The organism is Bacterioplanoides sp. SCSIO 12839 (assembly GCF_024397975.1).
GTDB lineage: Bacteria > Pseudomonadota > Gammaproteobacteria > Pseudomonadales > Oceanobacteraceae > Bacterioplanoides.
In genome coordinates, this window is the sequence record NZ_CP073745.1 from 333,679 (window position 1) to 360,494 (window position 26,816).

The window sequence follows — 26,816 nt, forward strand, 5'->3', positions numbered from 1 at the left end:
TTATTTTTAAGTGCGCTTTGGATCGCGGCAAAAGATAAGGGAGTATTTAATATCAACACGCCGTGAATACATCCCTGTAGGCTCTACTATGGCATCCATGCCATAGAAGGTTGATCTTCAAATACTCCCTTACCTTTTTCACAAATAAATACCGATAGTTAAATATCATCGAGAACACTATGGCTTCCATCACTGATCAGGTAGAACAACTTATTCGCCCGGAAATTCGTGCCTTACAGGCGTATCCGGTGGGCGACGCCAGCGGCATGATTAAACTGGATGCGATGGAAAACCCATTTACCTGGCCCGCCGAAATGGTACAGGAATGGCAAGCTCTTCTGGCAGATTGCCAGCTCAATCGTTATCCACATCCAACTGCGCCACAAGTGACCGAAGGCTTACGTCAGAAGATGCAGGTGCCAGCTCAGTACGATATTTTACTGGGTAATGGCTCGGATGAAATTATTCAGCTGTTAGCCATGGCGGTTGCTAAGCCTGGCGCAAAAATTCTGGCACCAGAGCCCGGGTTTGTGATGTATAAAATGATCGCTACCTTTATTGGTATCGATTATGTCGGCGTACCACTCAACGATGATTTCTCATTGGATATGCCCGCCATGCTGGATGCGATTAACATTCAGCAGCCTGAATTAATTTTCCTCGCTCAGCCGAATAACCCAACGGGTAATTTATGGGCCGAGGATGATTTACATGCCATCGTTAAAGCCAGTAATGGGCTGGTGGTTCTTGATGAAGCGTATTTACCATTCTCCAGTCGTAATCACCTTGACTGGTTGGATCAATACGACAACGTACTGGTGATGCGTACGTTATCGAAAGTTGGCTTGGCAGGCCTGCGTTTAGGTATGTTATTTGGTCGCCCGGAATGGCTGAACGAGATTAATAAAATCCGTATGCCATACAATATTAATGTTCTGACGCAGGCTTCTGCGGCATTTGCTCTGAAGCATTACGATGTACTGTTGGATCAGTGTAATCAGCTGGTTCAGCAGCGTAGCTGGTTAAATACTGAGTTAGAGCAGCTGGGCTTTGAAACCTATCCATCAGAAGCCAACTTTATTCTGGCGCGTTGTCCACAAGGTCAGCAGGCGAAAAGTATCTTTTCTGAATTAAAAGAGAAGAAGATTCTGATTAAATGCCTGGATGGTGGTCATCCGCTGTTAGAAAACTGCTTGCGTTTTACCGTGGGTAAAGCGGAAGAGAATCAGGCGTTGATTGGAGCTTTGAAAGGCTAGTCACAAAAGAATCATGCCACACTAATTAAGCCCCAAAATCTGACTAGGATTTTGGGGCTTAATTAGGTTTTAGCTAGGTTTTAGGACTTAGTTTTTCAGAATACTTCCTCACCCGTTGGTTCAAAGCGTTCAACACCATTCATCTTTAAGCGAAAATCGGAAATATCTTTCATCACCACCTGGCGCGCGCGGTTGATACCGCCCAGCGGGCGATGCTCCTCGATACCATGCCACGGGTTGAAGGAAATATTTTCGCAGAAGGTTTTCTGTGCTTCAGAAGTAAAGGTCTGGGTTGGAATATTAATACGGGCCACTTTTACGAAGGGTGTTTGTTCCTCATCCCAGCCAAATAACGCATTCTCTACCGGATTCTTCTTGGGATCTTTCTGGAACTGGAAATAAAAATCCAGGCAGCCAGTGCCGTCTTTTAACTGTTCCGCCAGATTCTCCGCTAAGTAGTCTTCCGATGGAGTAATCTCTCCCGGATTATCCTGACAGGTTTGCAGGGCATAACGGACGACTTGTGGATACACCTTAGTGCCATCCTGCTGAACGTCTGGCAGGCCAAGTGCAAACGGAACAACGCTGTTCCATTTTACGCTGAGAGGGTTTTTATAAACTTTAGAGCCGGTCAGAATATTCCAGGCTCCGCGAGGATGAGTCGCTAAGAAGGCCAGTCGTGAGCCATTAAAGTTAGCGTCAAAGAAGTCGAAGAATTCCTGCGGGTTGGCTGCAAAAAAGGCATCGTGACCGAGGAATAAAAAATCCTGTGTCTGTTGTTCATCACCCGGCTTAGGTAATCGCTGACCAACATTTACCTGGGTCAGCTTCATTGCTAAACCACGGAAATCTTTGTCATGATCACTGGTAATTTCTTCAACCGAATTGGAGAATCGCATCCACACCGGATATTGCGCACCGGGCTGAAAAATACCTTGCTGATGCGCAATATTAATATCCTGGTTGATTTCAAAAGTACCACGAATGCAGCCATTATCTTTTGGATGTGTGTCACGCAATACAGCTTCGTCTTTATAAAACTCACTGAGGTGATCAATCAGCAGAGTGCTGATGTTTTTGGTGGTAATGTCCTCACCGTCCGGTTTTAGCTCCTGGCCTAAGGGAAGGTCGGGTATATCGCTACAGGCAGACGTTAGGCCTACGGTAATCAATAACGTCGATATTTTTTTTATGTTCATATTCAAGTCCTTTTGCATCAAGCTTAAAGCGGTTAGTGTTTTGTTATCGGTTTTACTTTCGTCTTATTATCGTTTTTATGGCTGACGGTTTTGAGACTGGCGCTGCCCTGCAATCGCACGCGTGGTGACGGTTTTTCCACCGCGCAATAGTTCAATATCAATACTATCACCGGGGCGTAATGAGGCAATCTGATTCATCGCGGCTTTGGCATTTGCAGAGTCCTGATGATTAATCATGGTGAGAATATCACCAATCGCTAAGCCAGCCTGTGCTGCCGGACCACCAGGGTAGATGCCTGTGACAATTAAACCGTTCAGCTCTTGTGGCAGTGCCAGGCGTTTTAATAAATCCGGGTTGGCTTCCTGAACTTCGATGCCTAACCAACCGCGAATGGTTGCACCGTGAGTCGCCAGATCATTAAGAATATTGGTGGCGATCTCGGCCGGAATGGCAAACCCAATACCCTCACTACCGCCAGATTGTGAATAAATAGCGGTATTAATCCCGACCAGCTCACCATAAGCATTAATTAATGCACCACCAGAGTTGCCGGGATTAATCGCGGCATCAGTCTGAATATAGTTCTCAAACGTATTCAGGCCTAAGCGATTACGGCCAATAGCAGACACAATACCCATCGTCACGGTTTGACCCACACCAAACGGGTTACCGATGGCGAGTACAACGTCACCAATACTCTGACTGCGTTGAGAAGCAATTGTAATGGCGGGCAGTGCAGGCAGTTCAATTTTCAATAATGCCAGGTCTGCTTCCGGGTCGGTGCCGATCAATAACGCATTCGCTTCCCGGCCATCACGCAGAGCGACCACAATTTCATCAGCACTACGAATGACATGGTGGTTTGTCAGAACATAGCCCTGAGATGACATGATCACACCAGAGCCGAGGCTGGATTGCATCCGTTCATTTTGTTGTGGTGTTTTCTGCAAAAATTGCTGGAATTGTGGATCATCAAAAATCGGATGGCTTTTGCGTTTGACGCTCTTTCGGGTATAGATATTCACAACAGCCGGGGCCGCCGCATCAACCGCTGCTGCATAACTGGCAACGCCAAGATTAATGGGCGGGATGGTGGCATTAGTGGGTTCAGCCACTGTCGCGGTATGAGGTTGCAGCCACTGAGGTGCCCAGATCAGAATGGCTAACGCAGTACACAAGCCCAACAAAATTGGCAATAAAACGCGATACACCAGAGATAAATTGGATTGCATTTGCCCGGGTTCCTTAAAACGCCATAAAATTGCATCTGAACAGACATTGAATGGTACTAGGATTATGGATCGTAGCCAGCTTATCAAGCACCTCGACACATTATTGCAAAGCGCGCGCATCCGCGACTACTGCCCAAACGGCTTACAGGTGCAGGGAGCCGAAAAGGTTCATCATATCGTAACGGGTGTTACGGCCAATCAGGCATTAATCGATGAAGCCATCAAACGTGGCGCGGATACCATTCTGGTACATCATGGTTACTTCTGGAAAGGCGAAGATGAGCGAGTGATTGGCATCAAAAAAGAACGCCTGAAAGCTTTGCTGATCAACGATATCAATCTGATCGCTTACCACCTGCCGTTGGACGTCCATCCCATCTATGGCAACAATATTCAGCTGGCGGATGTCTTGGGTTTGGAAGTTGACGGGCCGATTGATGAAAGTGATCCGTCTAAGCCCGGTAATATTGGCCGCTTACCACGACCAATGAGTGGTAAAGAATTTCGTGCCTGGATTGCTGAGTGTTTACAGCGCGAGCCGCTGCATATTGGTGAAGATGAAGACCGAATTGAAACCATTGCCTGGTGTACCGGTGGGGCGCAAGGGTATTTACAAACAGCGGTTGATGCTGGAGTGGATGCCTATCTGACCGGAGAAATTAATGAACCGGCAGTACATCTTGCCCGTGAAACCGGCACACATTTTTTCAGTGCCGGGCACCATGCGACTGAACGTTATGGCGCGAAAGCATTGGGCGAATATCTGGCGGAAGAATTTAATCTGAATGTGGAATTTGTCGATATTGATAATCCGGTTTAACGCCGGATTATTTTTCGCATGTCATCAAATGTTTTTGAAACAATATAAGGTGATGTTTGTTCGTTGTAGGCTAACAGCGTTCGGCGGATAAACTTCCACTTGCCCTGCAATCGTCTGTTATCCGGGAAATATTCCTGAATCATATTACTGACATCAGCCACCCGCTCTTCGATTGACCGGCCAGAAAGGCTGACGCCATAACCTCCAAATGAGGAATTCGAAAACTTCATGTAATGCACCAGAATTTGTTCCATTTCTACTTGTAAGCGAATGGCGTCAGATGAATATGTATTCTGATTAACAGCGGATATCTTTTCCTGAAGCTCCAGTGTCATCAAGCTCCAGCCAGCTTCCAGTGTCGTATCCAGGCCATTAAAAGACCGGTCTGTGTTTTCTTCAATAAAGTCTTCTGCCTGGTGCCAGAGAGAGTGAATATTTGGATGTTGCCCTTCCAGTTGCTTCAGTAATTCGCTGCCATTGGCCAGATTTTCTTTGGCAGCGTCGAGGTAATCCTGTTGCCCTTCAAAAAAAATGAAGGCCGCAAAAGAGGACGATAAACGATAAGACAGTAGCTCAAGCTCCTGAAACTCTGTTTCAGCATTAGATAATGAAGAGAGCAGAAGCAATACTAAGCCAAAAAGGCGCATGGTTGAGTCCAGGTTTCATTATTGTTGTGGCTTTAAATTTACTCCTATCGTGCAAATAGGTTTAGGGCAATTCGAGCCATTTGTCTTAAATCGACTAATGTAAAATTCGTTGGTTGTGTCTGAAAATAAGGATTGCACGATATAGAGATTGAGAGTGATTTCTTTTTGTTCAGAAATGATTATTAAGCATGGGGGCTGAATTATTCAGCGGTACCGTAGCTAAATTATTGAGAGTGTCTGTCTAAATCAATAGGTTTATCAATATCTTTGCATATTGCTGAGTCATTAATTATTAACTCAGTAACCAGGTTGGATTGTTTTAACAGGTGCCGTGCTCCGGTATCCCCGTGGCATTGCATCAGCTGGTAAGCAAAGGGCAGGGAAAAAGCAACGGGGTGGCCATAGTGGTGCTGAGATTCTGCATCGATACATACCGGGCGTACGATATTATGACCATCTAATGCGGCGGCAATGGCTCGATAACTGTTTGCTTGTATCCATGGCATATCCGCCAGTGCTATTAGCCAACCTTGCCAGTGTTGGGTCGAGCGCACGCCAAATGCCAGGCTATGCCCCATACCCAGTGACGCATCCGGGCAAATTCCCCAGGCCACTCCTTGTTGATCAAGGCGCTTGGTAAGTTGTTTATCGCCTTTATGCAGGACAACAAAGCAAGGCAGTCCGCTGTTTTGAATATGTTTAAGGGTGGTAAACAGAACCGGGTCCTGATGCCCGGGTAATGGTGCCAGTCGCTTGTCGCCGCCAAAGCGTGTACTGCGGCCCGCCGCTAATAAAATGACACCTGTTACCATAGATAGTCTGCTCAGCCTTAAAGAATACACCGTAGCATACGGTCAGAAAAAACAGCTATTGGGGAAACTACCATTATTCCCGGAACAGCTATCGGGCTTGTCATGCTCATCATGGGCGCTGCTGAATGATGTGAGTCACAATCGACAGGGCAATTTCATAGGGCGTTTTACTGCCAATATCGAGCCCTATCGGGGCGTGTAGCTGCGCCAGTGCTCTTTGTGTTATTCCCAATTCGAGTAAGCGTTCACGGCGTTTGGCAGAGGTTTTTAACGACCCCATGGCACCGACATAAAAGGCCTCAGAGTTCAGCGCTTCCAACATCGCCATATCATCAATTCTCGGGTCGTGGGCGAGGGCAACAATGGCGCAGTGTGGGTCATTGAATGATTCAGCAATAAGGTCGTCAGGCATGCCTTTGACTACAGTGACCCCCTCGACATGCCACCCCTGAAGAAACTCATCACGGAAATCACACAGCGTGATTTCAAATTCGAGATTTTTTGCGATTTCTGCCACACAGCGTGCAACTTCTCCGGCACCCACCATCAATAATTTATCGTGCGGCCGCAATGCCTGCCGGACCACCTGATCATCTCGCTGAATATCATTCTTAAGCGATTGATCATCGATAATCGCCAGTTCACCACTAAGCAGGTTAATCTCGCGTCCGGTGTGATGGCGGAGCTTTAATGCCTGGAATAACTGTGAAAAGTGATCGGCTTTATCGGCCGTAATTTTTTCTAATAAAACATCCAGATGGCCACCGCACGGCAGCTGTAAGCGTTGCTGCTCTTCCGTACTTCCACCATAACGAATGACTTGTGGGCGGTTAATGGCTTTTGGCGAAAGTGGTTCGGCATGGGGTAATTGCTCAACCAGCTCCTGTTCAATACAGCCTCCGGAGAGAGAACCAACAATGCCTTTGGTTGGGTGATATAACATCATGGAGCCTACGGGGCGCGGTGACGAGCCATAGGTTTCCAATACCGTGGCTAGCCAGGGATCAATGCCCTGTTCCAACCAGTTCAGAAGTTGTTGTAATAAATACCAGTTACTGCCGTTCATATTTTTTCTGACGCTTCAGAATCCGGTTGTGTATTTAATCAGAGTGACCTCGCTGGCATGGATGCCAGGGATGAGCATACAGGGACGTACTGGTAGCGTGTCACGAGATTAAATACATAATGGGATGATGGTGCTGTGGATAATAAGAAATAAATTATATCGAAGAATGCCGGGTATTTAACATCGACACGCCGTGAATACATCCTTGTAGGCTCCGCCATAGCATCCATGCTATGGAGGGTCGATTTATAAATACCCGACATTCTTCTTTGTAGAGCTTCAGGATTTTAACCAAGCCTCAAGCGTTTAACTCTAGCGGCAAACTGTAAAAACGCTGCCCGGTTTTCGCCGTCACAGCATTGGCAACGGCTGCCGCTAGTGGTGGAACACCTGGTTCACCCACCCCGGTTGGCTGCTCATTACTGTCAATAATATGAACCTGAATATCCGGCGATTCATTCATGCGCAGCAACTGATAATCGTAGAAATTATTTTGTTGCGGTTCGCCATCCACAATGGTGATTTTTCCATATAATGCGGCGGTTAAACCAAAAATAATCCCACCTTCCATCTGTGCTTCAACCGTATCCGGGTTAACAACCTGACCACAGTCGACCACACACACCACGCGTTTTACCTGTGGACGATTGCCCTGTAGCTCAACATCGGCAATTTGTGCCACCCAGGTACCAAACGATTTATGCAGCGAAACACCCTGAGTACAGCCAGGCAATGGTGATCCCCAGCTGGCTTTCTCGGCCGCCGTCTTTAATACCTGAGAAGCGCGGGCATTATTTTTTAATAAACCTAAGCGGAATTGAACCGGGTCTTGTTGCTGTTGATTTGCCAGCTGATCCATAAAGGTTTCAGTAATAAAACCATTATGTGAATAACCCACGCTACGCCAGTTGCCGACTAAAATACCGGAATCGGATTTTTTATAATCAACCGATAAGTGTTCAAACTCATAAGGTAGGTGATTAGCACCTTCATAAATAGACGCATCGGCTGGTGCAATAATGCCTTCGCCGAGTTTGCCCGCACTTTCCAGCATGCCGAACATAAACTTAGGTGCAAATGGATACTGGGCCGGAGCCGCTTCAGAAACAAAATAGTCAAACACACCAGAACCAGCCATTTGATGCTGCCAGCCATTAACATTACCGCTGTTGTCCAGCGTGGCGGTGAGCTGGTGATAACTGGAAGGGCGGTAGAAATCGCGCTTAGTATCTTCTTCCCGTGACCAGATTAATTTCACTGGTTTTTGCAACTTGTCTGAAATAGCAGCCGCTTCCGCAACATAGTCGTTATTAATTCGACGGCCAAAACCACCACCAATAAAGGTCACATTAATTTTAATGTCACTCAGGGAATAACGGCTGGCTTTAGCTGCTGCTACCTGGGCCATATCCGGGCCTTGTGTCGGTGCCCATATTTCCATGCCATCTTCTTTCGCCCAAGCAGTACAGTTTTGAGGCTCCAGAGTGGCGTGAGCCAGAAATGGCATTTTGTATTCAGCCGTAATGGTGTTTGTTGCCGATTCCAGCGCCTTTTCAATATCGCCATCATCACGAACATTCTTACCGCTGTCTTCGGCCATATCAGCCTGATATTGAGCAAAAATGCTCTCGTCACTGACGTTGTTAAGCTGGCTGTTGTGCCACTCAACCGTGAGCTGTTGCTGCGCTTTGCGCGCTTGCCAATAACTTTTCGCAACCACGGCAACACCAACAGCTGCTGGGGCGTTAATTTCGAACACATCAACCACACCCGGCATGGCTTTCGTTTTACTGGCGTCAAAGCTTTTGACTTCACTGTCCCAGCGTCCGGCACGGGTTACCACGGCATACAACATACCCGGTAATTCAGTATCGATACCAAAATCAGCGGTGCCAGTCGCTTTTTGTGCGGCATCCAGGCGTTTGTTGTATTTGCCGATGACTTTGAATTCAGACTTATCTTTCAGTGGAATATCGGATGGGATGGAATAGGTGGCGGCAATGGCTGCCAGGTGACCATAGGGAATCTTTTCTCCCGTCTGGGTGTTAATAACATGGCCTGATTCAGCACGACACTGCTCAGTTTTTATCCCCCAGGTATTGGCGGCGGCCTTAGTCAACATCAGACGTGTTGCTGCGCCGCATTCACGAATAATTTTCCAGCCAGCTGCGATACTGGTACTGCCACCGGTAACCTGCACCCCATAAATGCTGTTGCGGTAAAGAGGATCAACACCGGCGAAGCGGATGTTCACTAACTCAGGGTCGACTTCCAGCTCTTCCGCCAATAACGATGTCATGCCGGTGTAAGTGTTTTGTCCCATCTCCGTGCGATCAAGCACAAAGTGAATGGTATTGTCACTATCGATGCGTAACCAGGCGTTGGAATCCCAACCCTCGGTGCCACTGTTCTGATTGAGGCCGCCATTTTTCAGGGTGCTGCATGCTGGCAGAGCCATGGTCATCATCAGGCCACCGCCAGTAACAGACGACGCTTTCAGAAAGGTACGACGATTTACGTTCATCTCAGCCATGAGTCAGCTCCTTAAATAGATCACTGTTGCGGTCGGCGGATAGCTGGCCAGCGGCTTGTTTAATGGCATTTTTGATGCGTGGATAGGTGCCGCAGCGGCAGATATTGCCACTCATTGCATTATCGATATCCTGATCGGATGGGTTGGGGTTATCGCGCAACAGAGCGGTCGCAGACATGATCTGGCCAGATTGGCAGTAACCGCACTGAGGTACATTATTGTCGACCCAGGCTTGTTGTACGGTGCTCAGGTTTTCCGGTGAGCCAACCCCTTCAATGGTGGTGATATTTTGACCTGCCGCAGCAGAGACCGGGGTAATACAGGTACGAATTGGAATGCCATTAAGGTGCATGGTGCAAGCACCACATAAGCCCGCACCGCAGCCAAACTTTGTGCCTTTCAGGCTCAGAAAGTCCCGCACCACCCACAATAAAGGGGTATCTGCTTCAACATCCAGCGTGTGTTTCACGCCGTTTACAGTTAACTCAATCATCCGGTTGTACCTTGAGCATCGAAGTGATGCTTTTATGTTGTTATTGGACGAAAGGTTAACAACCTTTATTAAGAGCCGTAAAGGTGCTTTTCTGCTAACATCTGTTGCTCAAAAATGACCAATCCACCGCTAGCAAAGTAGATTTAATGGCAAAGAAGTTTTATGTGATCTGGGCAGGCCATGAACCCGGTATTTATTCAGACTGGCCAACGGCTAAAAAGCAGGTGGATGGTTTTCCTGGCGCACGCTACAAATCTTTCACTAATGAAGCGGAAGCGCTGGCGGCTTATGGTCGTCCAGCGACGGTTAAGCCAGCCGCTGGCAGTGGTGCACGTGCTGGCAAAAAAACATCGTCTGCCAAAACACCGGCAGGGGTCAGCCTGAACGCAGACTTCACCTTTTTTTGCGATGGCGGTTGTGACCCGAACCCAGGCAAGGCAGGCTCCGGCATTGCCATTTACAAGGGCGAGCAGCTGATCCAATTATGGTATGGCATGTTTAACCCAAATGGCACCAATAATTCGGCTGAATTAAACGCTTTATATCAATCGTTGTGTTTGGCTAAAAAAGTGATTGAGATGGGAAAAAGTGCGCAAATTTATTGCGATTCTATGTATTCAATTCAGTGTATTCGTGACTGGGCACCGGGCTGGAAAAAACGTGGCTGGAAGCGTAAAGACGGTGAAATTCAAAATCTGGAAATTATCCAGCAGGCCTTTGACTTATTTAATGAAATTAAAGGGCAGCTGACGCTAACCCATGTGAAAGCCCACGCAGGAACTGAAGGTAACGAACTGGCCGACCGTATGACCATGGTTGCGGTGGATCGTAAAAAACCAGATTGGCATAAATACGAAGCCCAAGACGACGGCAGTTTTGATATTGCTGCTTTATTAAACATGCGCGCGGGCTAATTAACTGCGCCACAAAATATATTAAGAAAAGTGAAACAACCATGACTGTATTTCGTCCTTGTATTGATCTTCACCAGGGCAAGGTGAAACAAATTGTTGGTGGCAGCCTGAACGACGACGGTGCAGACACTAACTTTGTCAGCGAACATGATGCCGCGTATTACGCGAATTTATATCGCCAACATGATTTACGTGGTGGTCATGTAATTGCCCTTGGCCCGGGCAATAAAGACGAAGCGTTAAAAGCGCTCGCTGCCTGGCCACAAGGTTTACAGTTTGGTGGCGGGGTGAATAACACCAATGCCGCTGAGTTTTTAGAGGCAGGTGCTTCCCATGTGATTGTCACCTCGTATTTGTTTGAAAGCGGCCAGTTCAGTTGGCAGCGCTTAGAGCAGCTGAAAAAAGAAGCGGGTAAAGAACGCCTGATTCTGGATTTAAGCTGCCGTCGTACCGAAGGTGGCTGGAATATCGCTACCGACCGTTGGCAAACCGTCACGTCCACCGCGGTGAATGCTGAAAATTTACGTGAGCTGGCAAACCATTGTGATGAATTTTTAATTCATGCCGCCGATGTCGAAGGGCTACAGGGTGGTATTGATGAAGACTTGGTGAGCTTGTTAGGGCAGCACTCTACTATTCCTATGACCTACGCGGGTGGCGCACGTTCGCTTGAAGATTTAAAACGCGTACACGAATTATCAAATGGCAAGGTTGATTTAACCATTGGCAGTGCGTTGGATATTTTTGGTGGCAGTGGTGTGACGTTAGAAGAATGTTTGTGCTGGAATCAGCAGGCGTCTGTTTAATCACGCTTCCAGATAAATAAAAAAGGATTGTGTGTCACCACACAATCCTTTTTTTGTTTTCGTTTTTTGCTTTTATTTTCTGTATTAGTCGCGCCAGTTGGTCCAAAACGAGTCCAGTACTTGGTATTCCGGATCGCCCAGTATCCAGATACCTCCGCCCGCTTTGTTATCCAGATCGTTAATGGCATCTTCTAATGCACCATGGCTGCCTGAGAAGCTGCCGAAGCCCATTAAACTGATGGCCTTGTTATTTCCGGATGTGTTGTAGCTACCGGCATAGCTGCGAATAGCCGCCTGAAGGTTGTTTGGTCCATCGTAATCACAATCACTCATATTGCCCGAGTTACGGAAGCACAGGTTGTAACCGCCACCGCCGCCACCATTAGGGTAAACATCACCTCGGTTATAGATCCAGTCACGGCCATCACCACCATAGAAGCCTTGGTCATCATTGCTGTCCATGGCAGCTAAAAAGTCATAACCGCCGCCACCATACAATTCTGATGAACCATTGGCATTCACAATAATGTCATCACCAGATTCTCCCCACATACGGGTCTTTTTCGACCAAGCACCACCGGCGCGGTCTAACATCACATCATTGCCGCTGCCACCACGCATACGATCCTGATTACCCCCATTACCGTACATCAGGTCATCGTGTTCGTTGCCCCACATTTTGTCAGCATCATCGCCGCCGTACATGATGTCTTCGCCCTGATTACCGTATAATTCATCGAAGCCGTTATCGCCACGAATAATATCGTTACCTCGGCCACCCACAATGTAATCATCACCATCACCACCTTCTAAGATGTCGTTGGCAGGGCTACCTGCAATGTGGTCATCACCACCTTTGCCTTTAATCACTACCGTTACATCGGAATATTGGGCGCTGATGATATCGGTGCCATTGCCACCCGTAATGGAGATACGGATCACGTTTTTGTCGTCCCAACGGTGGCACTGATACACTTCAGTAGGCACTACACTCTTGAAGCAGGCGATGGCCGTACCATTCAGGCTGGCTACCTGCAGAGAAACCGTCAGATTGTTATACGAGGTGGTGGCATCTGGCATAGTGACATAAGCAAAAGCACCGTAGGTGGTGTTCACCAGATTGGTGCTAAAGCCAGATGGTAAGCCAGTGTGGGGTTTTCTCAGCAGGGCATTACGACCACTACGCCATGCATTAAATTCATCTTCAGTATGAAACTCAGGAACCATCGGCCCCCATTCTTCACCGCCTTCGGTACGGCCATCAATGCCCGACCAGCCGGTGTAGGTATCGCTGCCAGCCCCGCCATCTAAGAAATCATTGCCTTGGTCGCCGCTGAGGTCGTCGTTGCCGTCGCCACCGTACAGTGCGTCGTCACCTTCGCCGCCAATCAATTCATCGTGTCGGCCATTCCCGGCCAGCATATCATTGCCAGCACCACCATTAAGCAGGTCGTTGGCTGGGCCAGTGGTAATAAAATCCACGCCGTCTTCGCCATACACTTCTTGCTTCATATTAAACTCATGGGCGCTGTAGGAATCGTTACCAGCGCCCAGATAAAAACGAACCCCTTGATAGTTGGAAAGATCTCGTTCTTCACAGGTATCGTTAATGGTGATAGAGGCGGCATTCTTCGTGCCGGAAATCGAGACCACATCACGGCCATTGGTGGTATGAAATTCAAGATAACCACCATTCGGTGCGACGCTGATGTCAGACGACAGGGTGTCGCAAATAATTTCAGGCGTTTCTGAAAAGGCAAGGCTATGTGAGGCGGTTAAGATGGATAAGGCCGATACGGCCCCAAGCGCACTGGCTTTAACCAGTGTGTTTTTAGAACGGGTCATGTTGTAACTCTCTCTAATGGCGAAGCATTAAATGCTGACCATGAAAGAGTAACAGTCACTTTTTCTGAAAATATGTAAGAAATAAGGAAACTTACTGCAGGGGGGCGCTCTTTTGTAACTTGTTTGGCTGAACGGCAGAACGCATAAAGTGACGAACACTTTCAGGAATTTCGACCTCTTTATAATATTTTTTCATGATGTCCAGGTAGGTACCGTTGTTAATAATTTCTATCAGGCCTGCATTAAACACCTCTACCAGGTGTGATGACTTTTCAGGAAATAGTATGTCACCGGTCATGGTATAAATGGACTTTTCTGAGCGGATAAACTGCGACAATGCGTTCGGGTATGTTTGCTGAATAATGTTCCAGCCAGCGAGTTCCAGCGCCGCAAACATATCCCGGCGGCCACTTTTTATAAGGTGTGGGCTTTGTTCCAGGCGAGACACCATGTGCGGCTTGATATTAAATTTTTCAAAAATTGGCGTTAACGCGCCACCTTTGATGTAAACAATATCTTTATCTTTGAGTTCATCGAGTGTGTTGAAGTGAATGCCTTGCGGGAATTTCTCTTTTAACGCAAAAAAGTAAAACTGTGGGCTATAAACGGATATTGGAGTGAATGCTTCCTCCAATTGTTGTTGATCAAGCCAGAACTTTGAACCCAAGACGGCATCAATATTATCCTGCTTCATGGCCCAGAAAACACGGGTCATTGGGTATTGATGATACTGTACCTGAATACCCTGAGTTAAGAAGGCAGCAGCGGCAAGGTCGGTACCAATACTGCCTTTAATATCCAGAATAGGAGGATAGCTGGTGAGCGACAGATTCACCGTGTCCGGAATCTTCTGAGCCGCTGCCTGCATGGCAAACAAACACAGACATAATGTGAGCAAACGCTTGGTGCGGCTCTGTTTCAGGATGTTGGTCGGTCGGATCGTCATTCTTAGCTCCAATAACTGCTCTGAAGGCTAAGGCCTTTATTTTCTCAGAGCCTGATCGTCGCTCAGGGTTTATTCAACAGGCTCACTAACTCATTTAAGTCATCCATTTTATTCATCACGGATGATGTCACATCATCAATGGCCTCCGCGGTTAAATCAAGGTCATCTAACATCCAGGGCTCCGGCGTTTCAAACGGACCGTCACCAAAGCCATGGCGACGTAATGCCCGGGTGGCAATGTATAAAATCTGAGCATATTCCTTATGTTCGCCATCAAACTGAGCATTGTGTTGCTGGCGTAAAGCGGTCACCAGCTCTTCTGGCATCCGCCACTGCTGCATCAGGCAGCTGGATACCTGCTCCCGGGTCATACCTAATAAATGGCGTTCAATAAAGAAGCGGTTAATGTGTGGGTTTGCTTCAATATGACGATTGATTAATGAGAATTGTGGCGGGAAGACATGTCCCAGCACCAGAAAGCCAAAGTTGTGTAATAAACCACACAAATACGCCAGCCCCTGGCTGGGGCGGTTTTTGGCCGGAATCAGGCGGGTAATTTCACCGCATAACGCCGCCGTCACCACCGCCTGTTGCCAGAACGGAGCATAGCCATGTGGCCCTTCTTTTGGCACCGACAGCGTTCTGCCCAGAGCCAATCCGAGTGCCAGGTTAATCACCAGATCAAATCCTAATACCCGCAGTACGGCATCTTCGACCGTTTTGATTTCACCACGTACGCCATAATACGGAGAGCGCGCCCAGCTGACGACCTGAGCCGACATGCCCGGATCGAGTTCCACCGCCTGTGCTAACGTCACGGTATCGGCGTTAGGGTCAACCCGTAGCTCAATAATCTTGCGAGCGGTTTCCGGTAGTGGGGGTAAATCGAGAGTCTCTTCCAGACGTTGCTGAATCCGCATCGGAGTAAATTGTTGAATCGCGGCATGAACATCACTCAGGTCTTCGTCTGAATTGTTGTTGTGGATATCCAGCGGTAGCTTGGCGGTGTAATTACCGGTATGCGAGCTGGTAATCAGGTTGCGGAAATCATCCGTGGGGATCTTCAGCCATTCGTGCTCGGCACCGGAAACGATATACAGCTCTTCCTGTTGCAATAATGACTCATCCACCAGAGAGTCGACTCCGGTGACCTGAGGCAAGGCTGGAAACTCATCAATGCCAAATTTGTTTTTCAGGCGTTGCAGCTCTTCTGCTGATAAGGCTTTGAACTGGCGCCCGGTACTGAACGACAGGCGATTGAGATCGAGAATACGGTTGCCTGGAATCACGACCTGAACCTTGCCGTCACCATCTTTAAGAAAGATGACGTTAGCGACTTTGGAGGAATAAGAAGCCGGTGGATTGCTTTGCATAAGATTGAACACTTCTTCGTCGTCGGTCAGTGAATAAGGGACGTGCCAGTCGTCCAGAACTTTCATTACGGTTGCCGGTATTGCCATCGCAGAAATCCTTGTTGTGTGCGGCGACCACCGCAGTTCAGAAAAGGTATGTAATAAATATAGAACAGGCTGGCAGGCTTGCTTGGATAGCGAAGAAGTTTTTGTATGAATCAGACGTTGGCAAAGCGCTCGGCTTCCCCAAGCCAACGTTGAATCAGCGGCTCAACAGTGTCTGGGTGATGGTTCCACAGCTGTTCGGCCATTTCCCGTACCTGGGGGAGCAGGTCGCCATCGCGCTGTAAATCGGCCACGCGTAACATCTGTAGCCCGGTCTGGCGGGTACCGAGCATTTCGCCCGGGCCACGAATCATCAGGTCCTGCTCGGCAATATAAAAACCATCCTGACTATCGCGCATTACCTGTAACCGCTGCTTGCTGGTGAATGACAGAGGCGATTTATACAACAACACACAATGACTTTTGGCACTGCCACGGCCAACCCGGCCACGCAGCTGATGGAGCTGTGCCAGCCCCAACCGTTCCGGGTTTTCGATAATCATCAGACTGGCATTGGGCACGTCAACGCCCACTTCAATCACCGTGGTGGCGACCAATAAATCCAGTTCATGGGCTTTAAACGCCGCCATAATCTCGGCTTTTTCTGCTGGTTTCATGCGTCCATGAACCAAACCAATACGCAGGTGCGGCAGGGCGGCTTTAAGTTCTTCCGCGGTGTTTTCGGCGGCCTGACATTGCAGCGCTTCGCTTTCTTCAATCAGGGTGCAGACCCAATAGGCCTGCGCGGCTTTTCCACCGTTCTCTTTCCCAGAAGTGTCGGACGCACAAGCGGCACTGACGCGCTGAATAATCTCTGGTCGGCGATTATCGGCCAGCGCGACCGTGGTGATTGGACTGCGGCCAGGCGGTAATTCATCAATCACCGAGGTATCCAGATCGGCATAGGCACTCATTGCCAGGGTTCGCGGAATTGGGGTGGCGGTCATAATCAGTTGATGTGGCGATAACCCCATTTGTACGCCTTTTTCGCGTAACTCCAGTCGTTGGTGTACACCAAAGCGATGTTGCTCATCGACAATGATTAATCCCAGGCGCTTAAACGTCACATCGTCCTGAAACAGCGCGTGGGTGCCCACGACCAGTTGGGCTGTGCCATCCGCAATATCCGTGAGTGCCTGAGTGCGAGCTTTGCCTTTCACTTTGCCCGCCAGCCAGCCGCAACGAATGCCCAACGGTTCAAACCAGCCGGATAAGTTATTCAAATGTTGTTCGGCAAGAATTTCGGTTGGTGCCATTAAAGCCACCTGATAACCGGCTTCCAATACATCGCAGGCGGCCAGTGCGGCGACTAAGGTTTTGCCAGAGCCGACATCTCCCTGAACCAGACGCAACATGGGATACGGTTGCTGAATATCCTGTTCGATTTCTTTGACCACCCGTTGTTGTGCGCCGGTTGGGGTAAAGGGCAATTGTGCTAATAACTGCTGTTGTAACGTCTGAGGCGATTCTGGTGTTTGTGGAGTTTGTGACGTGAGAATGGCTGGGGCTTGGTGCGACTGAACCTGAGCGCGAATTTTATGCAACGACAGCTGGTGGGCCAGTAACTCTTCCAAAATCAGGCGCTTTTGCGCCGGGTGCTGGCCGGATAATAAATACGCCAGATCGGTATCGCGGTCGGGCTGATGCAAAAATAACAGCGATTCTTCCAGCGTGGGCAAACGCCACTGGGCTAACCATTGTGAAGGAAATAAATCGGTTAAATCCACCTGTTTTGAGCGTAATAATTCATGCGCCTGCTCATGCAGCAAGCGTAGCCGCTGTTGTGAAATGCCATCGGTAGCTGGATAGACGGGGGTGAGTGTGGCTTCTAATTCTTCGTCTAAGCCGTCTTCCAGAATTTTGTATTCCGGATGATAAATCTCTAACCCACTGGCGCCACGGCGGGGTTCACCATAGCAGCGCAGTGTGGTGCCGCTGCTGAATTGTTTTTTTTGTGCGGCGGTAAAATGATAAAACCGCAGGCTTATCACACCACTGGCATCCTGCAGTTTAACCAACAGGCTACGACGTTTGCCAAACACCACATTCGCGCCCCGGACGTCACCCTGAAATACCGCCGGTCGTTGCGGTTGTAAGCCACCAATCGGCGTAATACGGCTACGGTCTTCGTAACGAAACGGCAGGTGGAAATAGAGATCGGCCAGGGTGAAAATATTCAGCTTGTGCAGTTGCTCTGCCAGCTTTGGGCCAACCCCTTTTAAGTCGGTGAGTTTACTGAGTTTGCTCACGTCGCCTATCCGTTGCTTTATATGATGAGTCGTTGATTTGCATGGTTAGTCGATACGGCACTGGCGTGCGGTGTCGAGCAATAAATCCACTGCCTGGCCGCGCGGGAAGCTGGCACGCCACGCCAGTGCCACGGTACGGCTGGGAACGGATTGCTCCGCTGACGAAGTGAATGGACGGGTCGTCACCAGCGTCTGATCCAGATTGCTGATGGCCGATTCCGGCAGCACGGTAATACCTAAGCCGGTGGCCACCATATGTTTCAGAGTTTCCAGAGAGCTGCCTTCAGTGACACTGCCCAAACGTTTGTGGTGTTTATTGCTCAGTGCCGGGCAGGCTTCAAATACCTGATCACGGAAGCAATGGCCCTGGCCCAGCATTAACAGGTCTTCATCTACCAGCTGGTTGGGGTCGATACTGTCTTGTTGGCACCAGGCATGGTCTTTTGGTAGCACGACCACAAAATTTTCGTCGTAAAGCGGACGGGTTAATACATCGGGTTCGTTAAACGGCAGGGCGACAATAATAGCGTCCAGCTCACCATCGCGCAGTTGGCGACGTAAGACACCGGTGTAGTTCTCTTCCAGATACAGCGGCATATTGGATGCCTGCTGGTGGATTTGTGGCACCAGATGTGGGAACAGGTAGGGGCCAATGGTGAAAATAGCGCCCAGCTTCAGAGGAGTGGATAGCTGATCTTTACCGGCACTGGCGATCTCTTTAATGGCGCGGGATTCTTCCAATACTTTCTGTGCCTGGGTAATGATGCGCTCACCCAGAGGTGTCACGGTGACGGAACTTTTACTGCGCTCAAAAATAGCAATATCCAGCTCACCTTCGAGCTTTTTAATGGCCACACTGAGTGTTGGCTGGCTGACAAAACACTTCTCGGCAGCACGGCCAAAGTGACGTTCTTGTGCGAGGGTGACGATGTACTTCAGCTCTGTTAACGTCATATCAGGCTCCAGCTTATATTGTCAGGCTAAATAAAATAGCGGATTTTGATTTATCTTGCCTATGATATTACCGACGAGGTGGAGTTAAATAAAGACTGCTACTCTAAATAAAAATAAGATTTTCTGGAGGAAGGTGCATGGCTCGGATTCTGGTTGTTGGCGCTGGCGATATTGGTGGTCACTTAGCTCAGAAACTGGCGGATAGTGGGCATGAGGTCTGGGGGCTGCGGCGTTCAGATAAGCCCATTGCCGAAGGGGTGCAGTTAATTCAGGCCGATGTGGCCGAGCTGGAAACCCTGATCGACCTGCCCGCCGTTGATATTGTAGTGTACAGCGTGGCGTCGCCGGTCTTTTCCAAAGAGGGTTATCACACCTACTACTACAAAGGCCTGCGCAATGTACTTCGCGCGGTTAAACCCAATAATCCCCAGCGCATTTTCTTTGTTTCAAGCTCCAGTGTTTACCACCAGATGGATGGTGAATGGGTCGATGAAACGTCTGAGTTGAGCCCAACCAGCTTTGCCGGCAAAGAAATGCTGGCGGCCGAACAGGCACTGTTGCGCGATAAACTGCCGGGTACCGTTGTGCGCCTGACGGGGGTTTATGGTCCGGGTCGTAACCGTATGATCGAGCAAGCCAAACAAGGCGGTCATTGTGATCCGGAACCACCAGTGTGGACCAACCGTATCCATCGCGATGATTGTGTTGGTGTGCTGCAGATGCTGATTGAGCGTCAGCTTAATGGCGATGTTCTGGATGACATTTATCTCGCCACCGATGACGAACCGGCGACTTTATTCGAGGTGTTGGAATGGATGAAAGACCGTATTGGTGATGTAGATGATGACCACGATCTGCCTGAAGCCACCCGTCGCGCCAATCGCCGTTGCTCTAACCAGCGCCTGAAAGCCTTAGGTTATCAGTTTCATTATCCCAACTATCGCAAGGGTTACGATAAGCAGCTGACCGAGATGGGGCTGATTTAACGCGGCGCCCTTGAGATCCTCTCTTTTGACCGATTTTGGCTGGCCATAAAATGTTTGTGGTCAGCAACTGATTCAACGCAAGATCTGCCTGCAGATAACTCTTATACTTAGCAATATTGATAATTGATCGTATTCTTATTGGTGTTGCTATGTTGTTAGGTGAGCTGGCAGCTGGTCAAACGGCCAGAGTGATAGAACTGCTGGATATTGATCCGGCATTACGCAAAAAACTGCTGTCGCTGGGGCTGTTGCCCAATCGTCAGATTCAACTGGTGCGCCGTGCGCCTCTGGGTGATCCGGTACAGTTGCGTATCGGCAGCTCGCAGTTTTCCATTCGCCAAATGCTGGCCAATAAAGTGCGGGTCGAGTTGTTATCACATGAACCTCTGTCACAGGGTTCGCACTCATGAGCCTGCATATTGTCACGGTAGGTAATCCCAATAGTGGAAAAACTTCGCTATTCAATGCTCTAACAGGTAGCCGTCAGCAAGTTGGTAACTGGAGTGGTGTAACGGTTGATAAAAAAGAAGGCCGTTTATTGCTACCTGCTGAAAACGCCTCTCACCCTGATACAGTTGAAGCCCGACTGATTGATCTGCCCGGCATTTATTCGCTGGATGTGAATGATGCCCACTCGGTGGATGAACAAATTGCCTTCTCTTATATCACTGACCAGCGCCCGGATCTGATTATCAATGTGATTGATGCCACCACGCTGGAACGGGGTTTGTACCTGACATTACAGCTGCGCGAGCTGGGGCTGCCGGTTGTGGTGGTGCTGAACAAGATGGATGCAGCCCGGCGAAAGCGCCTCAACATTGATTTGCCAAAACTGCAGCAATCGTTGGCTTGCCCGGTAGTGGCTTTGAGCGCTCATCATCAGAAGCAGGTTAAAGCCTTTCAGCAACAGCTGCCGGATTTGTTTCAGCAGGCGCAGTTGAGTCCTGCATTGCAATTGGATTATGCCCCTCAGGTTGAACAAGCGCAGCAACGGCTTGCGCCTTTGGCGCAGCCGTTATTGCCCCATTTACATGGTCAGGCCCTTGCCTTAAGAGTCTTAGAGCGGGACCCGTGGTTGCTAAAACAACTGTCGGAGGATAGTCAGCAACAGGTGCTGGATACAGGCAACAGCCTCGAGCTTGATCTGGATTTACACATTGCCGATACCCGCTTCAGCTGGATATACCAGCTGACACAACAAGCGGTATCTCAGGAAGGTAAACTGGCTGCCGACCTGAGCGATAACATTGACCGGTTATTATTGAATCAATGGCTGGGTATTCCAGTGTTTTTGGCGGTGATGTATCTGATGTTTCAGTTTTCCATCAACGTCGGTAGTGCCTTTATCGACTTCTTTGATATTGCTGCCGGAGCCGTATTCGTTGATGGCATCAGTGAGGCATTAACTCAGCTAAACGCTCCAGGGTGGCTGGATATTATTCTTGCTCAGGGCTTCGGTGCCGGGGTTCAGACAGTATTAACCTTTATTCCGGTGATTGCCTGTCTGTATTTGTTTTTATCGGTGTTAGAAAGTTCGGGTTATCTTGCACGTGCCTCGTTTGTGGTTGACCGTTTAATGCAGAAAATTGGTCTGCCCGGTAAATCGTTTGTGCCGATGATTATGGGCTTTGGTTGTACGGTTCCGGCCGTGATGGCGGCGCGCACATTGGATAAAGAGCGTGAACGCCTGATCACCAGCTTTATGAGTCCGTTTATGTCGTGTGGCGCGCGCCTGCCGGTGTATGCCTTATTTGTCGCCGCCTTTTTTCCGGATAATGGTCAGAACATCGTATTTCTGTTGTATTTGTGTGGCGTTGCCGCTGCGGTGATTACCGGGTTAGTGCTGCGTTACACCTTACTGCCAGGTAGCAGTGAAAACTTTTTATTAGAAATGCCGGATTATGAAATTCCAACCCTGCGCAATGTGGGTATTAAAACCTGGCAAAAGCTGAAAGGTTTTTTAACCGGAGCGGGTAAAACCATTGTGTGGGTTGTGGCGGTGCTGAGTGTACTCAATAACATCAGCCTGGACGGTCGTTTTGGTAACTTAAAAGATGATGAATCGGTTCTTGCGAAAACCAGTCAGATGATTACACCAGTGTTTTCTCCTTTGGGAGTGGAAGCCGATAATTGGGAAGCCACTATTGGCATTGTCACCGGCATTTTTGCCAAAGAGGCTGTGGTTGGCACGCTGAACAGCTTGTATTCTGGTGCCGCCGAAGAGGGTGCTGAATATGATTTGTTTGGCAGTCTGAATGAAGCGCTGGCGACCATTCCTGAAAACCTGTTTGGCATCAGCCTGAGTGACCCTATCGGCTTGGATATTGGTGATATTTCATCACTGGAAACGGCTGCGGCGGAGCAGGAAGTGGAAGTCTCAACACTGAATACTTTGTTGCAGAAGTTTGATGGTTCCGTTGGGGCTTTTGCGTATATGTTATTTATCTTGCTGTACACCCCTTGTGCGGCGGCGATGGGTGCATTTGTCCGGGAAGTTGGGCCGCGCTGGTCGGCCTTTATCGCCGTCTGGTCAATGGGTATGGCATTTATGATATCGACGTTGTTTTATCAACTGGCAACCTTTAGTCGTCATCCCCAAGCATCGTTATTGTGGCTGCTATTTTATTCGCTGGCCTTTGCCCTGGTGGTTATTCTGATGCGCCGCCGCGGTGATGTGATGCAATCCGGCTGGCGGGCTGCGACATGATTCTGCAGCAATTAAGACAAGTGTTGGAAGGTCAGGGCTGGGTTGCTCAGTCAGTTCTGACCCGGCAGTTTCAGCTATCGGATGATGCGCTGGACAGTATGTTCAGTATCTGGATGCGCCGTGGAATGGTGGTGAAAAATACGGCGGCGGGATGTTCCGGTGGCTGCGGTTGTGGGGATACTTCTTCGGTGCAATACCGCTGGGTGGAGTCGGGTCAGATTGGCCTTCAGCAATAACCGGGTTATCGCTGATACAAACTAAAAGGGAGCAGTTCAATGGAAGATTATCAACTATTAATTCTGGCCAGAGCACTGCATGTATTCGGTGTTGTTATTTGGATTGGTGGTGTGGCTTTTGTCACATTGGTATTAATACCTGCTTTACGTCTCCAGCCCGATGAAATGCAGCGAATGGCATTGTTCGAGCAACTGGAGGGGCGGTTTGCTGCTATTGCTAAGTTCACCACATTAGTCACCGGAATCTCCGGGTTTTATCTGATCGAAACGCTTAACCTGTGGCAACGGTATGCCTCGGCAGAGTTCTGGTGGATGCATGCAATGACTCTGATATGGCTTATATTCAGTCTGATTCTATTTGTCTTTGAGCCTTTATTTTTACATCGTTGGTATCATCAACAGGCACAAATCAACAGCGATCGAACGTTTGCTGTGATGCAAAAACTGCACTGGACACTTCTGACGGTGAGTTTAATTACAGTATTGGCGGCGGTAGCAGGATCACATGGATGGGTATTTTAAATCAGCTCTTTCAATAACTGCTAAACTAGTGAATATCATTGGCTAATTATATGGGAGAATCCCGTGAGCAGCAGGGACGAGGAATACGATCTTAGTGATAGCCAGCGGCTGACGATTTTGGAGAATACCGCCAATACCAACCGTAATATCCTGATTGTGATGGTGTTGTTGGCTCTGGTGGGCATTTCAGTCGCAATCACGGTGGTGGTGCTGAAATTTGCTGAGCCAAAAGTTATTTATGCCGAGCAACGAGATCTGAATGCTCTGGTGCAACAAGTTGCCCTGTTGGAGAAAACCACGGCAGACTGGCAAGCCAACCTGACGGATATTAATACGGTGCTGGACAGCAGCAGTGCAACGGCGTTTAAGAAGGTATTGATATCGCAGGAACTGAGTTATCAAACGCACCTGATGGCCTTAAAACAAGGCATGCGTGATCTGGCACGGATGATCCCTGGCTCACGTACCTGGTTGGATATTTACAATGAAAAAATGGATGAAGCGCTGAAGCAAAGCAAAGAACGTCAGCGTCAGCTTGAGCGTGTGCAAACCCACAGGGTTTCAGAACTGGCGAAGCCGCTGGACGAATAAATTATTCGATATTCACAAAAACGATATAAAAAAGCGGTGCTGCCAAATCGGCAGCACCGCTTTTTTACGTCACTTTTTTGAGCATTAACCGCGATGATCAGATACAAAGGGATTGGTTTGACGTTCATGGCCAAAGGTCGAATTTGGACCATGGCCACAAATAAACTCAATATCGTCACCCAGCGGGAACAGCTTCTCACGAATCGATGCGATTAATTCCGGGTGGTTACCCTGAGGAAAATCCGTCCGGCCAATAGAGCCGTTAAACAATACGTCGCCAACAAAAGCCAGTTTATTTTCCGGGTTATAAAACACCACATGGCCGGGTGTATGTCCGGGCGTGTGAATCACCTGTAGCGTTAGCTCGCCAACCTGAACTTCGTCATGGTCGTCTAACCAGCGATCCGGGGTAAAGGTTTCTACGGCCGGGAAGCCAAACATCGCAGACTGCTGTGGTAAGCCCTCAATCCAGAACAAGTCGCCTTTATGTGGCCCTTCAATCGGGAGGTTCAGTTCTTTTGCCAGTTCTGCCGTGCCACCAGCATGATCAATATGGGCATGAGTCAGCAGGATTTTACTGGCACTGGCGCCCATTTTATCCAGCTGTTGTTTTATTTTGCTGATATCACCACCGGGATCAATGATGGCGGCTTGTTTGGTGTTGTTGCACATCAGAATGGTGCAGTTCTGGGCGAAGGCCGTTACTGGCACAACCGCTACGGATAACGCGGACATGGCGCTCTCTTATTTATCATCTAATCACGGGAGTAGGGTACCCCTGCTTAAACTAAGAGCAAAGTATTTTGTTTTCTGCGAAGCCCGAAGAATGGAATCTGTTTCGAGAGCAGCAACAGGATGTTGCGTCCGCCCGGCAGGCACAGGGATGTGCCTTCGGGGCGGTGGCAGAAACAGATTCTGTTGTTTGGGCTGTTAGGAATACAAGCTTAAAATGGTTCTACTTTAGGGGCCTTACCCGCAAACTGCGGCATGGTCATGCCCGCGCTGGCATTGATATAGGTTGGATCAGCAACCACATAACGTTTGCCCCGATACTGCCAGGCATCACCATTGACCTTGCTATTAAAATTAACCGCTGTGGCAATGTGCCCGGGGTAATCCAGAATAATCACATCCAGCCCTAACAAGCTTTCCGTCAGCCAGGCGAATAACGCCGCGCGGTCTTCACAATCGGAGTAAGGGTAATGCAGCGTCTCTAATGGGAAAAGATAGTTTTCCTGCTTAAATTGCTGGTCATCGGTTTTATATTTAAAAGCGGTTTGGACAAACCGTAATAAACGATTAACAGCTTCCTGTTCGCTTTGCCCGTCAACGATTGGACGCAATTGCTGTAACAGGGATTCTGCCGTGACGGCGGGTAAGCCAGCTTTAAAATAATTCGGCAGAGATAACTGCGGAAAACTGTTGAAATAGTCTACGTAACGTTTGGGATAACTGATCTCTAGTTGATAGTCACGGTTATCATATTGGAAAGACAGCGCCCGGTTTTCCGTTTTCCCCTGAGCAATAAATGCATTAGGTTGGCTGAAGTCTAATTGGCCGGAGCCTGCCCCGTGCTGCTTGTCATAGGTGAACACTTTGCCGGGTTTCAATGATTTACCATTCAGGTTAACGGCATAATAACGTGTGTTATTCAGGTTGAAGAACGTGGTACCAAATAACTCCTGTTTGGATGGTAGCAGCAGAAATAAATTGTCGTTATAGGCTACACGCGCATCGTATCCCGCTTTTACTAATAAGAACCAACTGGTTAAGCGGCGGCTGGTTTGTTGCCGTAAAATACTGCCAGAGAATTGATCAAACAGCAGCGCGGTTCCCCAATCATTCAGATTTAATTCTTGTGCCGTTGTCAGAAGTTGATTGATGGTCGGCTGATGTTCCTGAGCGGCCAGGTATTGCCAATAATCAGCAATTTTTTCGCCGCTGATTTTTCCTGAAAAATTACGCTTAAAACTTTTTGCATATTGAATTGTCACCGGGTTGCCAAAAAATCGAAATTTGGCCGTGCGGATATTCTTACTTTCGAGTTCGGTTACCAGGCCTGTATCCGTGTTATCCGGTTTTGGAACAGCCGGTTTTGGAGCCACAGGCTTCGTTGTTTGAGGTTTGGGAGTTTGAGGTTTAACTGGCAGTGGTTTTACTGGTGCTGGGGATTTGATAGGTTGAGGTTTGATAACAGGAGCGGGTTTTTCTGCCAGATCAGGCTGAACATCGGGTGCTGTTGGAAATACATCAGGCTTAGGCGCCGGGTCGCGAATGGTTTCTGGTTTTACATCCACCGCTTGCCACTGTGCTTTGAGAAACTGAATAAAACTTTTGTCATTTTCATCCAGGTAACTCTGGAAGCTTTTCAGCTCTTGTTGACGCCATTTTTCATATTCACTCAGCTGCGTTTCTGCCATTAACAGTGAGCTGCTTAGCAGTGCTGCAGAAAACAGCAAAACGTTTTTAATCTGTGCCTTTTTCATGATGTTCTCCTGCCAACGCTATTTAGGACGGGATATAACCGGATCAATAAAAAAGCCG

At 48.6% G+C, this 26,816-nt stretch carries 24 protein-coding genes; 10 read left to right on the forward strand and 14 right to left on the reverse strand.

Annotated features, from left to right (window positions below):
- The first annotated feature begins 179 nt into the window (after nucleotides 1-179).
- The gene (gene hisC, locus KFF03_RS01630) at nucleotides 180-1,256 is read left to right on the forward strand and encodes a histidinol-phosphate transaminase (RefSeq protein ID WP_255858535.1); all 1,077 of its coding nucleotides are present in this window, start codon (nucleotides 180-182) and stop codon (nucleotides 1,254-1,256) included.
- A 95-nt stretch (nucleotides 1,257-1,351) separates the two neighbouring features.
- Here hisC and KFF03_RS01635 read toward each other — a convergent pair whose 3' ends face one another.
- Together KFF03_RS01635 and KFF03_RS01640 are read right to left on the reverse strand one after the other, a co-directional pair.
- A complete protein-coding gene (locus KFF03_RS01635) occupies nucleotides 1,352-2,455 on the reverse strand; it encodes a catalase (RefSeq protein ID WP_255858536.1) in 1,104 nt (367 codons plus the stop codon).
- A 75-nt stretch (nucleotides 2,456-2,530) separates the two neighbouring features.
- Complete coding sequence (locus KFF03_RS01640; RefSeq protein ID WP_255858537.1) at nucleotides 2,531-3,688, reverse strand: S1C family serine protease; 1,158 nt, start codon at nucleotides 3,686-3,688, stop codon at nucleotides 2,531-2,533.
- A 64-nt stretch (nucleotides 3,689-3,752) separates the two neighbouring features.
- On the opposite strand from KFF03_RS01640, the gene KFF03_RS01645 reads away from it, so the two are divergent.
- Nucleotides 3,753-4,508, forward strand: a complete 756-nt coding sequence (locus tag KFF03_RS01645; RefSeq protein ID WP_255858538.1) for a Nif3-like dinuclear metal center hexameric protein — start codon at nucleotides 3,753-3,755, stop codon at nucleotides 4,506-4,508.
- Here KFF03_RS01645 and KFF03_RS01650 read toward each other — a convergent pair.
- From KFF03_RS01650 to KFF03_RS01670, 5 genes are all read right to left on the reverse strand, one after another.
- Entirely contained in the window at nucleotides 4,505-5,155 is a 651-nt protein-coding gene (locus KFF03_RS01650; protein ID WP_255858539.1) for a hypothetical protein, read from the reverse strand. The two genes, KFF03_RS01645 and KFF03_RS01650, sit on opposite strands and share 4 nt — an antisense overlap.
- Nucleotides 5,156-5,379: 224 nt before the next feature.
- Nucleotides 5,380-5,967 (reverse strand): NTP transferase domain-containing protein, encoded by a 588-nt coding sequence (locus KFF03_RS01655; protein ID WP_255858540.1) that lies wholly within the window; start codon nucleotides 5,965-5,967, stop codon nucleotides 5,380-5,382.
- 109 nt (nucleotides 5,968-6,076) lie between these two features.
- Nucleotides 6,077-7,033 carry an XdhC family protein gene (locus KFF03_RS01660; RefSeq protein WP_255858541.1) on the reverse strand — a complete coding sequence of 319 codons (957 nt, stop codon included), beginning with the start codon at nucleotides 7,031-7,033 and terminating at the stop codon, nucleotides 6,077-6,079.
- Nucleotides 7,034-7,331: 298 nt separating this feature from the next.
- Nucleotides 7,332-9,566 (reverse strand): molybdopterin cofactor-binding domain-containing protein, encoded by a 2,235-nt coding sequence (locus KFF03_RS01665; RefSeq protein ID WP_255858542.1) that lies wholly within the window; start codon nucleotides 9,564-9,566, stop codon nucleotides 7,332-7,334.
- Complete coding sequence (locus tag KFF03_RS01670; protein ID WP_255858543.1) at nucleotides 9,559-10,059, reverse strand: (2Fe-2S)-binding protein; 501 nt, start codon at nucleotides 10,057-10,059, stop codon at nucleotides 9,559-9,561. Before KFF03_RS01670 ends, KFF03_RS01665 begins: the two co-directional genes overlap by 8 nt.
- Before the next feature lie 146 nt (nucleotides 10,060-10,205).
- Here KFF03_RS01670 and KFF03_RS01675 point away from each other — a divergent pair, with 146 nt between their 5' ends.
- A complete protein-coding gene (locus KFF03_RS01675; protein ID WP_255858544.1) occupies nucleotides 10,206-10,973 on the forward strand; it encodes a ribonuclease H family protein in 768 nt (255 codons plus the stop codon).
- A gap of 41 nt (nucleotides 10,974-11,014) precedes the next feature.
- Entirely contained in the window at nucleotides 11,015-11,779 is a 765-nt protein-coding gene (gene hisA / locus KFF03_RS01680; protein WP_255858545.1) for a phosphoribosylformimino-5-aminoimidazole carboxamide ribotide isomerase, read from the forward strand.
- A gap of 84 nt (nucleotides 11,780-11,863) precedes the next feature.
- Here the strand turns inward: hisA and KFF03_RS17655 are convergent, their stop codons facing one another.
- The 5 genes from KFF03_RS17655 to KFF03_RS01710 all read right to left on the reverse strand — a co-directional run bounded on the left by KFF03_RS17655 (nucleotide 11,864) and on the right by KFF03_RS01710 (nucleotide 19,230).
- Nucleotides 11,864-13,624 (reverse strand): calcium-binding protein, encoded by a 1,761-nt coding sequence (locus KFF03_RS17655; RefSeq protein ID WP_304941518.1) that lies wholly within the window; start codon nucleotides 13,622-13,624, stop codon nucleotides 11,864-11,866.
- Between the two features lie 91 nt (nucleotides 13,625-13,715).
- On the reverse strand, nucleotides 13,716-14,570 hold the full coding sequence (locus KFF03_RS01695; protein WP_255858546.1) for an ABC transporter substrate-binding protein: 855 nt from the start codon (nucleotides 14,568-14,570) through the stop codon (nucleotides 13,716-13,718).
- Nucleotides 14,571-14,632: 62 nt separating this feature from the next.
- Nucleotides 14,633-16,030 carry an HDOD domain-containing protein gene (locus tag KFF03_RS01700; RefSeq protein WP_255858547.1) on the reverse strand — a complete coding sequence of 466 codons (1,398 nt, stop codon included), beginning with the start codon at nucleotides 16,028-16,030 and terminating at the stop codon, nucleotides 14,633-14,635.
- 110 nt (nucleotides 16,031-16,140) lie between these two features.
- A complete protein-coding gene (gene recG, locus KFF03_RS01705) occupies nucleotides 16,141-18,276 on the reverse strand; it encodes an ATP-dependent DNA helicase RecG (RefSeq protein WP_255858548.1) in 2,136 nt (711 codons plus the stop codon).
- A 45-nt stretch (nucleotides 18,277-18,321) separates the two neighbouring features.
- Nucleotides 18,322-19,230 carry a hydrogen peroxide-inducible genes activator gene (locus KFF03_RS01710; RefSeq protein WP_255858549.1) on the reverse strand — a complete coding sequence of 303 codons (909 nt, stop codon included), beginning with the start codon at nucleotides 19,228-19,230 and terminating at the stop codon, nucleotides 18,322-18,324.
- A gap of 137 nt (nucleotides 19,231-19,367) precedes the next feature.
- Between KFF03_RS01710 and KFF03_RS01715 the strand changes: the two genes are divergently transcribed.
- From KFF03_RS01715 to KFF03_RS01740, 6 genes are all read left to right on the forward strand, one after another.
- Entirely contained in the window at nucleotides 19,368-20,216 is an 849-nt protein-coding gene (locus KFF03_RS01715; RefSeq protein WP_255858550.1) for an SDR family oxidoreductase, read from the forward strand.
- 149 nt (nucleotides 20,217-20,365) lie between these two features.
- Nucleotides 20,366-20,626 carry a FeoA family protein gene (locus tag KFF03_RS01720; protein WP_255858551.1) on the forward strand — a complete coding sequence of 87 codons (261 nt, stop codon included), beginning with the start codon at nucleotides 20,366-20,368 and terminating at the stop codon, nucleotides 20,624-20,626.
- A complete protein-coding gene (feoB, locus tag KFF03_RS01725) occupies nucleotides 20,623-22,923 on the forward strand; it encodes a Fe(2+) transporter permease subunit FeoB (RefSeq protein WP_255858552.1) in 2,301 nt (766 codons plus the stop codon). Before KFF03_RS01720 ends, feoB begins: the two co-directional genes overlap by 4 nt.
- Nucleotides 22,920-23,159, forward strand: coding sequence for a FeoC-like transcriptional regulator (locus tag KFF03_RS01730; RefSeq protein ID WP_255858553.1), 240 nt, complete (start codon nucleotides 22,920-22,922; stop codon nucleotides 23,157-23,159). Before feoB ends, KFF03_RS01730 begins: the two co-directional genes overlap by 4 nt.
- Nucleotides 23,160-23,198: 39 nt before the next feature.
- Nucleotides 23,199-23,681 (forward strand): hypothetical protein, encoded by a 483-nt coding sequence (locus KFF03_RS01735; RefSeq protein WP_255858554.1) that lies wholly within the window; start codon nucleotides 23,199-23,201, stop codon nucleotides 23,679-23,681.
- A 63-nt stretch (nucleotides 23,682-23,744) separates the two neighbouring features.
- The gene (locus KFF03_RS01740; RefSeq protein ID WP_255858555.1) at nucleotides 23,745-24,272 is read left to right on the forward strand and encodes a hypothetical protein; all 528 of its coding nucleotides are present in this window, start codon (nucleotides 23,745-23,747) and stop codon (nucleotides 24,270-24,272) included.
- An 84-nt stretch (nucleotides 24,273-24,356) separates the two neighbouring features.
- Here the strand turns inward: KFF03_RS01740 and KFF03_RS01745 are convergent, their stop codons facing one another.
- Both KFF03_RS01745 and KFF03_RS01750 read right to left on the reverse strand, forming a co-directional pair.
- Nucleotides 24,357-25,007, reverse strand: coding sequence for an MBL fold metallo-hydrolase (locus KFF03_RS01745; RefSeq protein ID WP_255858556.1), 651 nt, complete (start codon nucleotides 25,005-25,007; stop codon nucleotides 24,357-24,359).
- Between the two features lie 209 nt (nucleotides 25,008-25,216).
- Nucleotides 25,217-26,758, reverse strand: coding sequence for a hypothetical protein (locus KFF03_RS01750; RefSeq protein ID WP_255858557.1), 1,542 nt, complete (start codon nucleotides 26,756-26,758; stop codon nucleotides 25,217-25,219).
- Nucleotides 26,759-26,816 lie beyond the last annotated feature (58 nt).

Coding starts and splice junctions, on each gene's coding strand:
- hisC (WP_255858535.1), top strand. CDS start 180: ATGGCTTCCATCACTGATCAGGTAGAACAACTTATTCGCCCGGAAATT.
- KFF03_RS01635 (WP_255858536.1), bottom strand. CDS start 2,455: ATGAACATAAAAAAAATATCGACGTTATTGATTACCGTAGGCCTAACG.
- KFF03_RS01640 (WP_255858537.1), bottom strand. CDS start 3,688: ATGCAATCCAATTTATCTCTGGTGTATCGCGTTTTATTGCCAATTTTG.
- KFF03_RS01645 (WP_255858538.1), top strand. CDS start 3,753: ATGGATCGTAGCCAGCTTATCAAGCACCTCGACACATTATTGCAAAGC.
- KFF03_RS01650 (WP_255858539.1), bottom strand. CDS start 5,155: ATGCGCCTTTTTGGCTTAGTATTGCTTCTGCTCTCTTCATTATCTAAT.
- KFF03_RS01655 (WP_255858540.1), bottom strand. CDS start 5,967: ATGGTAACAGGTGTCATTTTATTAGCGGCGGGCCGCAGTACACGCTTT.
- KFF03_RS01660 (WP_255858541.1), bottom strand. CDS start 7,033: ATGAACGGCAGTAACTGGTATTTATTACAACAACTTCTGAACTGGTTG.
- KFF03_RS01665 (WP_255858542.1), bottom strand. CDS start 9,566: ATGGCTGAGATGAACGTAAATCGTCGTACCTTTCTGAAAGCGTCGTCT.
- KFF03_RS01670 (WP_255858543.1), bottom strand. CDS start 10,059: ATGATTGAGTTAACTGTAAACGGCGTGAAACACACGCTGGATGTTGAA.
- KFF03_RS01675 (WP_255858544.1), top strand. CDS start 10,206: ATGGCAAAGAAGTTTTATGTGATCTGGGCAGGCCATGAACCCGGTATT.
- hisA (WP_255858545.1), top strand. CDS start 11,015: ATGACTGTATTTCGTCCTTGTATTGATCTTCACCAGGGCAAGGTGAAA.
- KFF03_RS17655 (WP_304941518.1), bottom strand. CDS start 13,624: ATGACCCGTTCTAAAAACACACTGGTTAAAGCCAGTGCGCTTGGGGCC.
- KFF03_RS01695 (WP_255858546.1), bottom strand. CDS start 14,570: ATGACGATCCGACCGACCAACATCCTGAAACAGAGCCGCACCAAGCGT.
- KFF03_RS01700 (WP_255858547.1), bottom strand. CDS start 16,030: ATGGCAATACCGGCAACCGTAATGAAAGTTCTGGACGACTGGCACGTC.
- KFF03_RS01710 (WP_255858549.1), bottom strand. CDS start 19,230: ATGACGTTAACAGAGCTGAAGTACATCGTCACCCTCGCACAAGAACGT.
- KFF03_RS01715 (WP_255858550.1), top strand. CDS start 19,368: ATGGCTCGGATTCTGGTTGTTGGCGCTGGCGATATTGGTGGTCACTTA.
- KFF03_RS01720 (WP_255858551.1), top strand. CDS start 20,366: ATGTTGTTAGGTGAGCTGGCAGCTGGTCAAACGGCCAGAGTGATAGAA.
- feoB (WP_255858552.1), top strand. CDS start 20,623: ATGAGCCTGCATATTGTCACGGTAGGTAATCCCAATAGTGGAAAAACT.
- KFF03_RS01730 (WP_255858553.1), top strand. CDS start 22,920: ATGATTCTGCAGCAATTAAGACAAGTGTTGGAAGGTCAGGGCTGGGTT.
- KFF03_RS01735 (WP_255858554.1), top strand. CDS start 23,199: ATGGAAGATTATCAACTATTAATTCTGGCCAGAGCACTGCATGTATTC.
- KFF03_RS01745 (WP_255858556.1), bottom strand. CDS start 25,007: ATGTCCGCGTTATCCGTAGCGGTTGTGCCAGTAACGGCCTTCGCCCAG.
- KFF03_RS01750 (WP_255858557.1), bottom strand. CDS start 26,758: ATGAAAAAGGCACAGATTAAAAACGTTTTGCTGTTTTCTGCAGCACTG.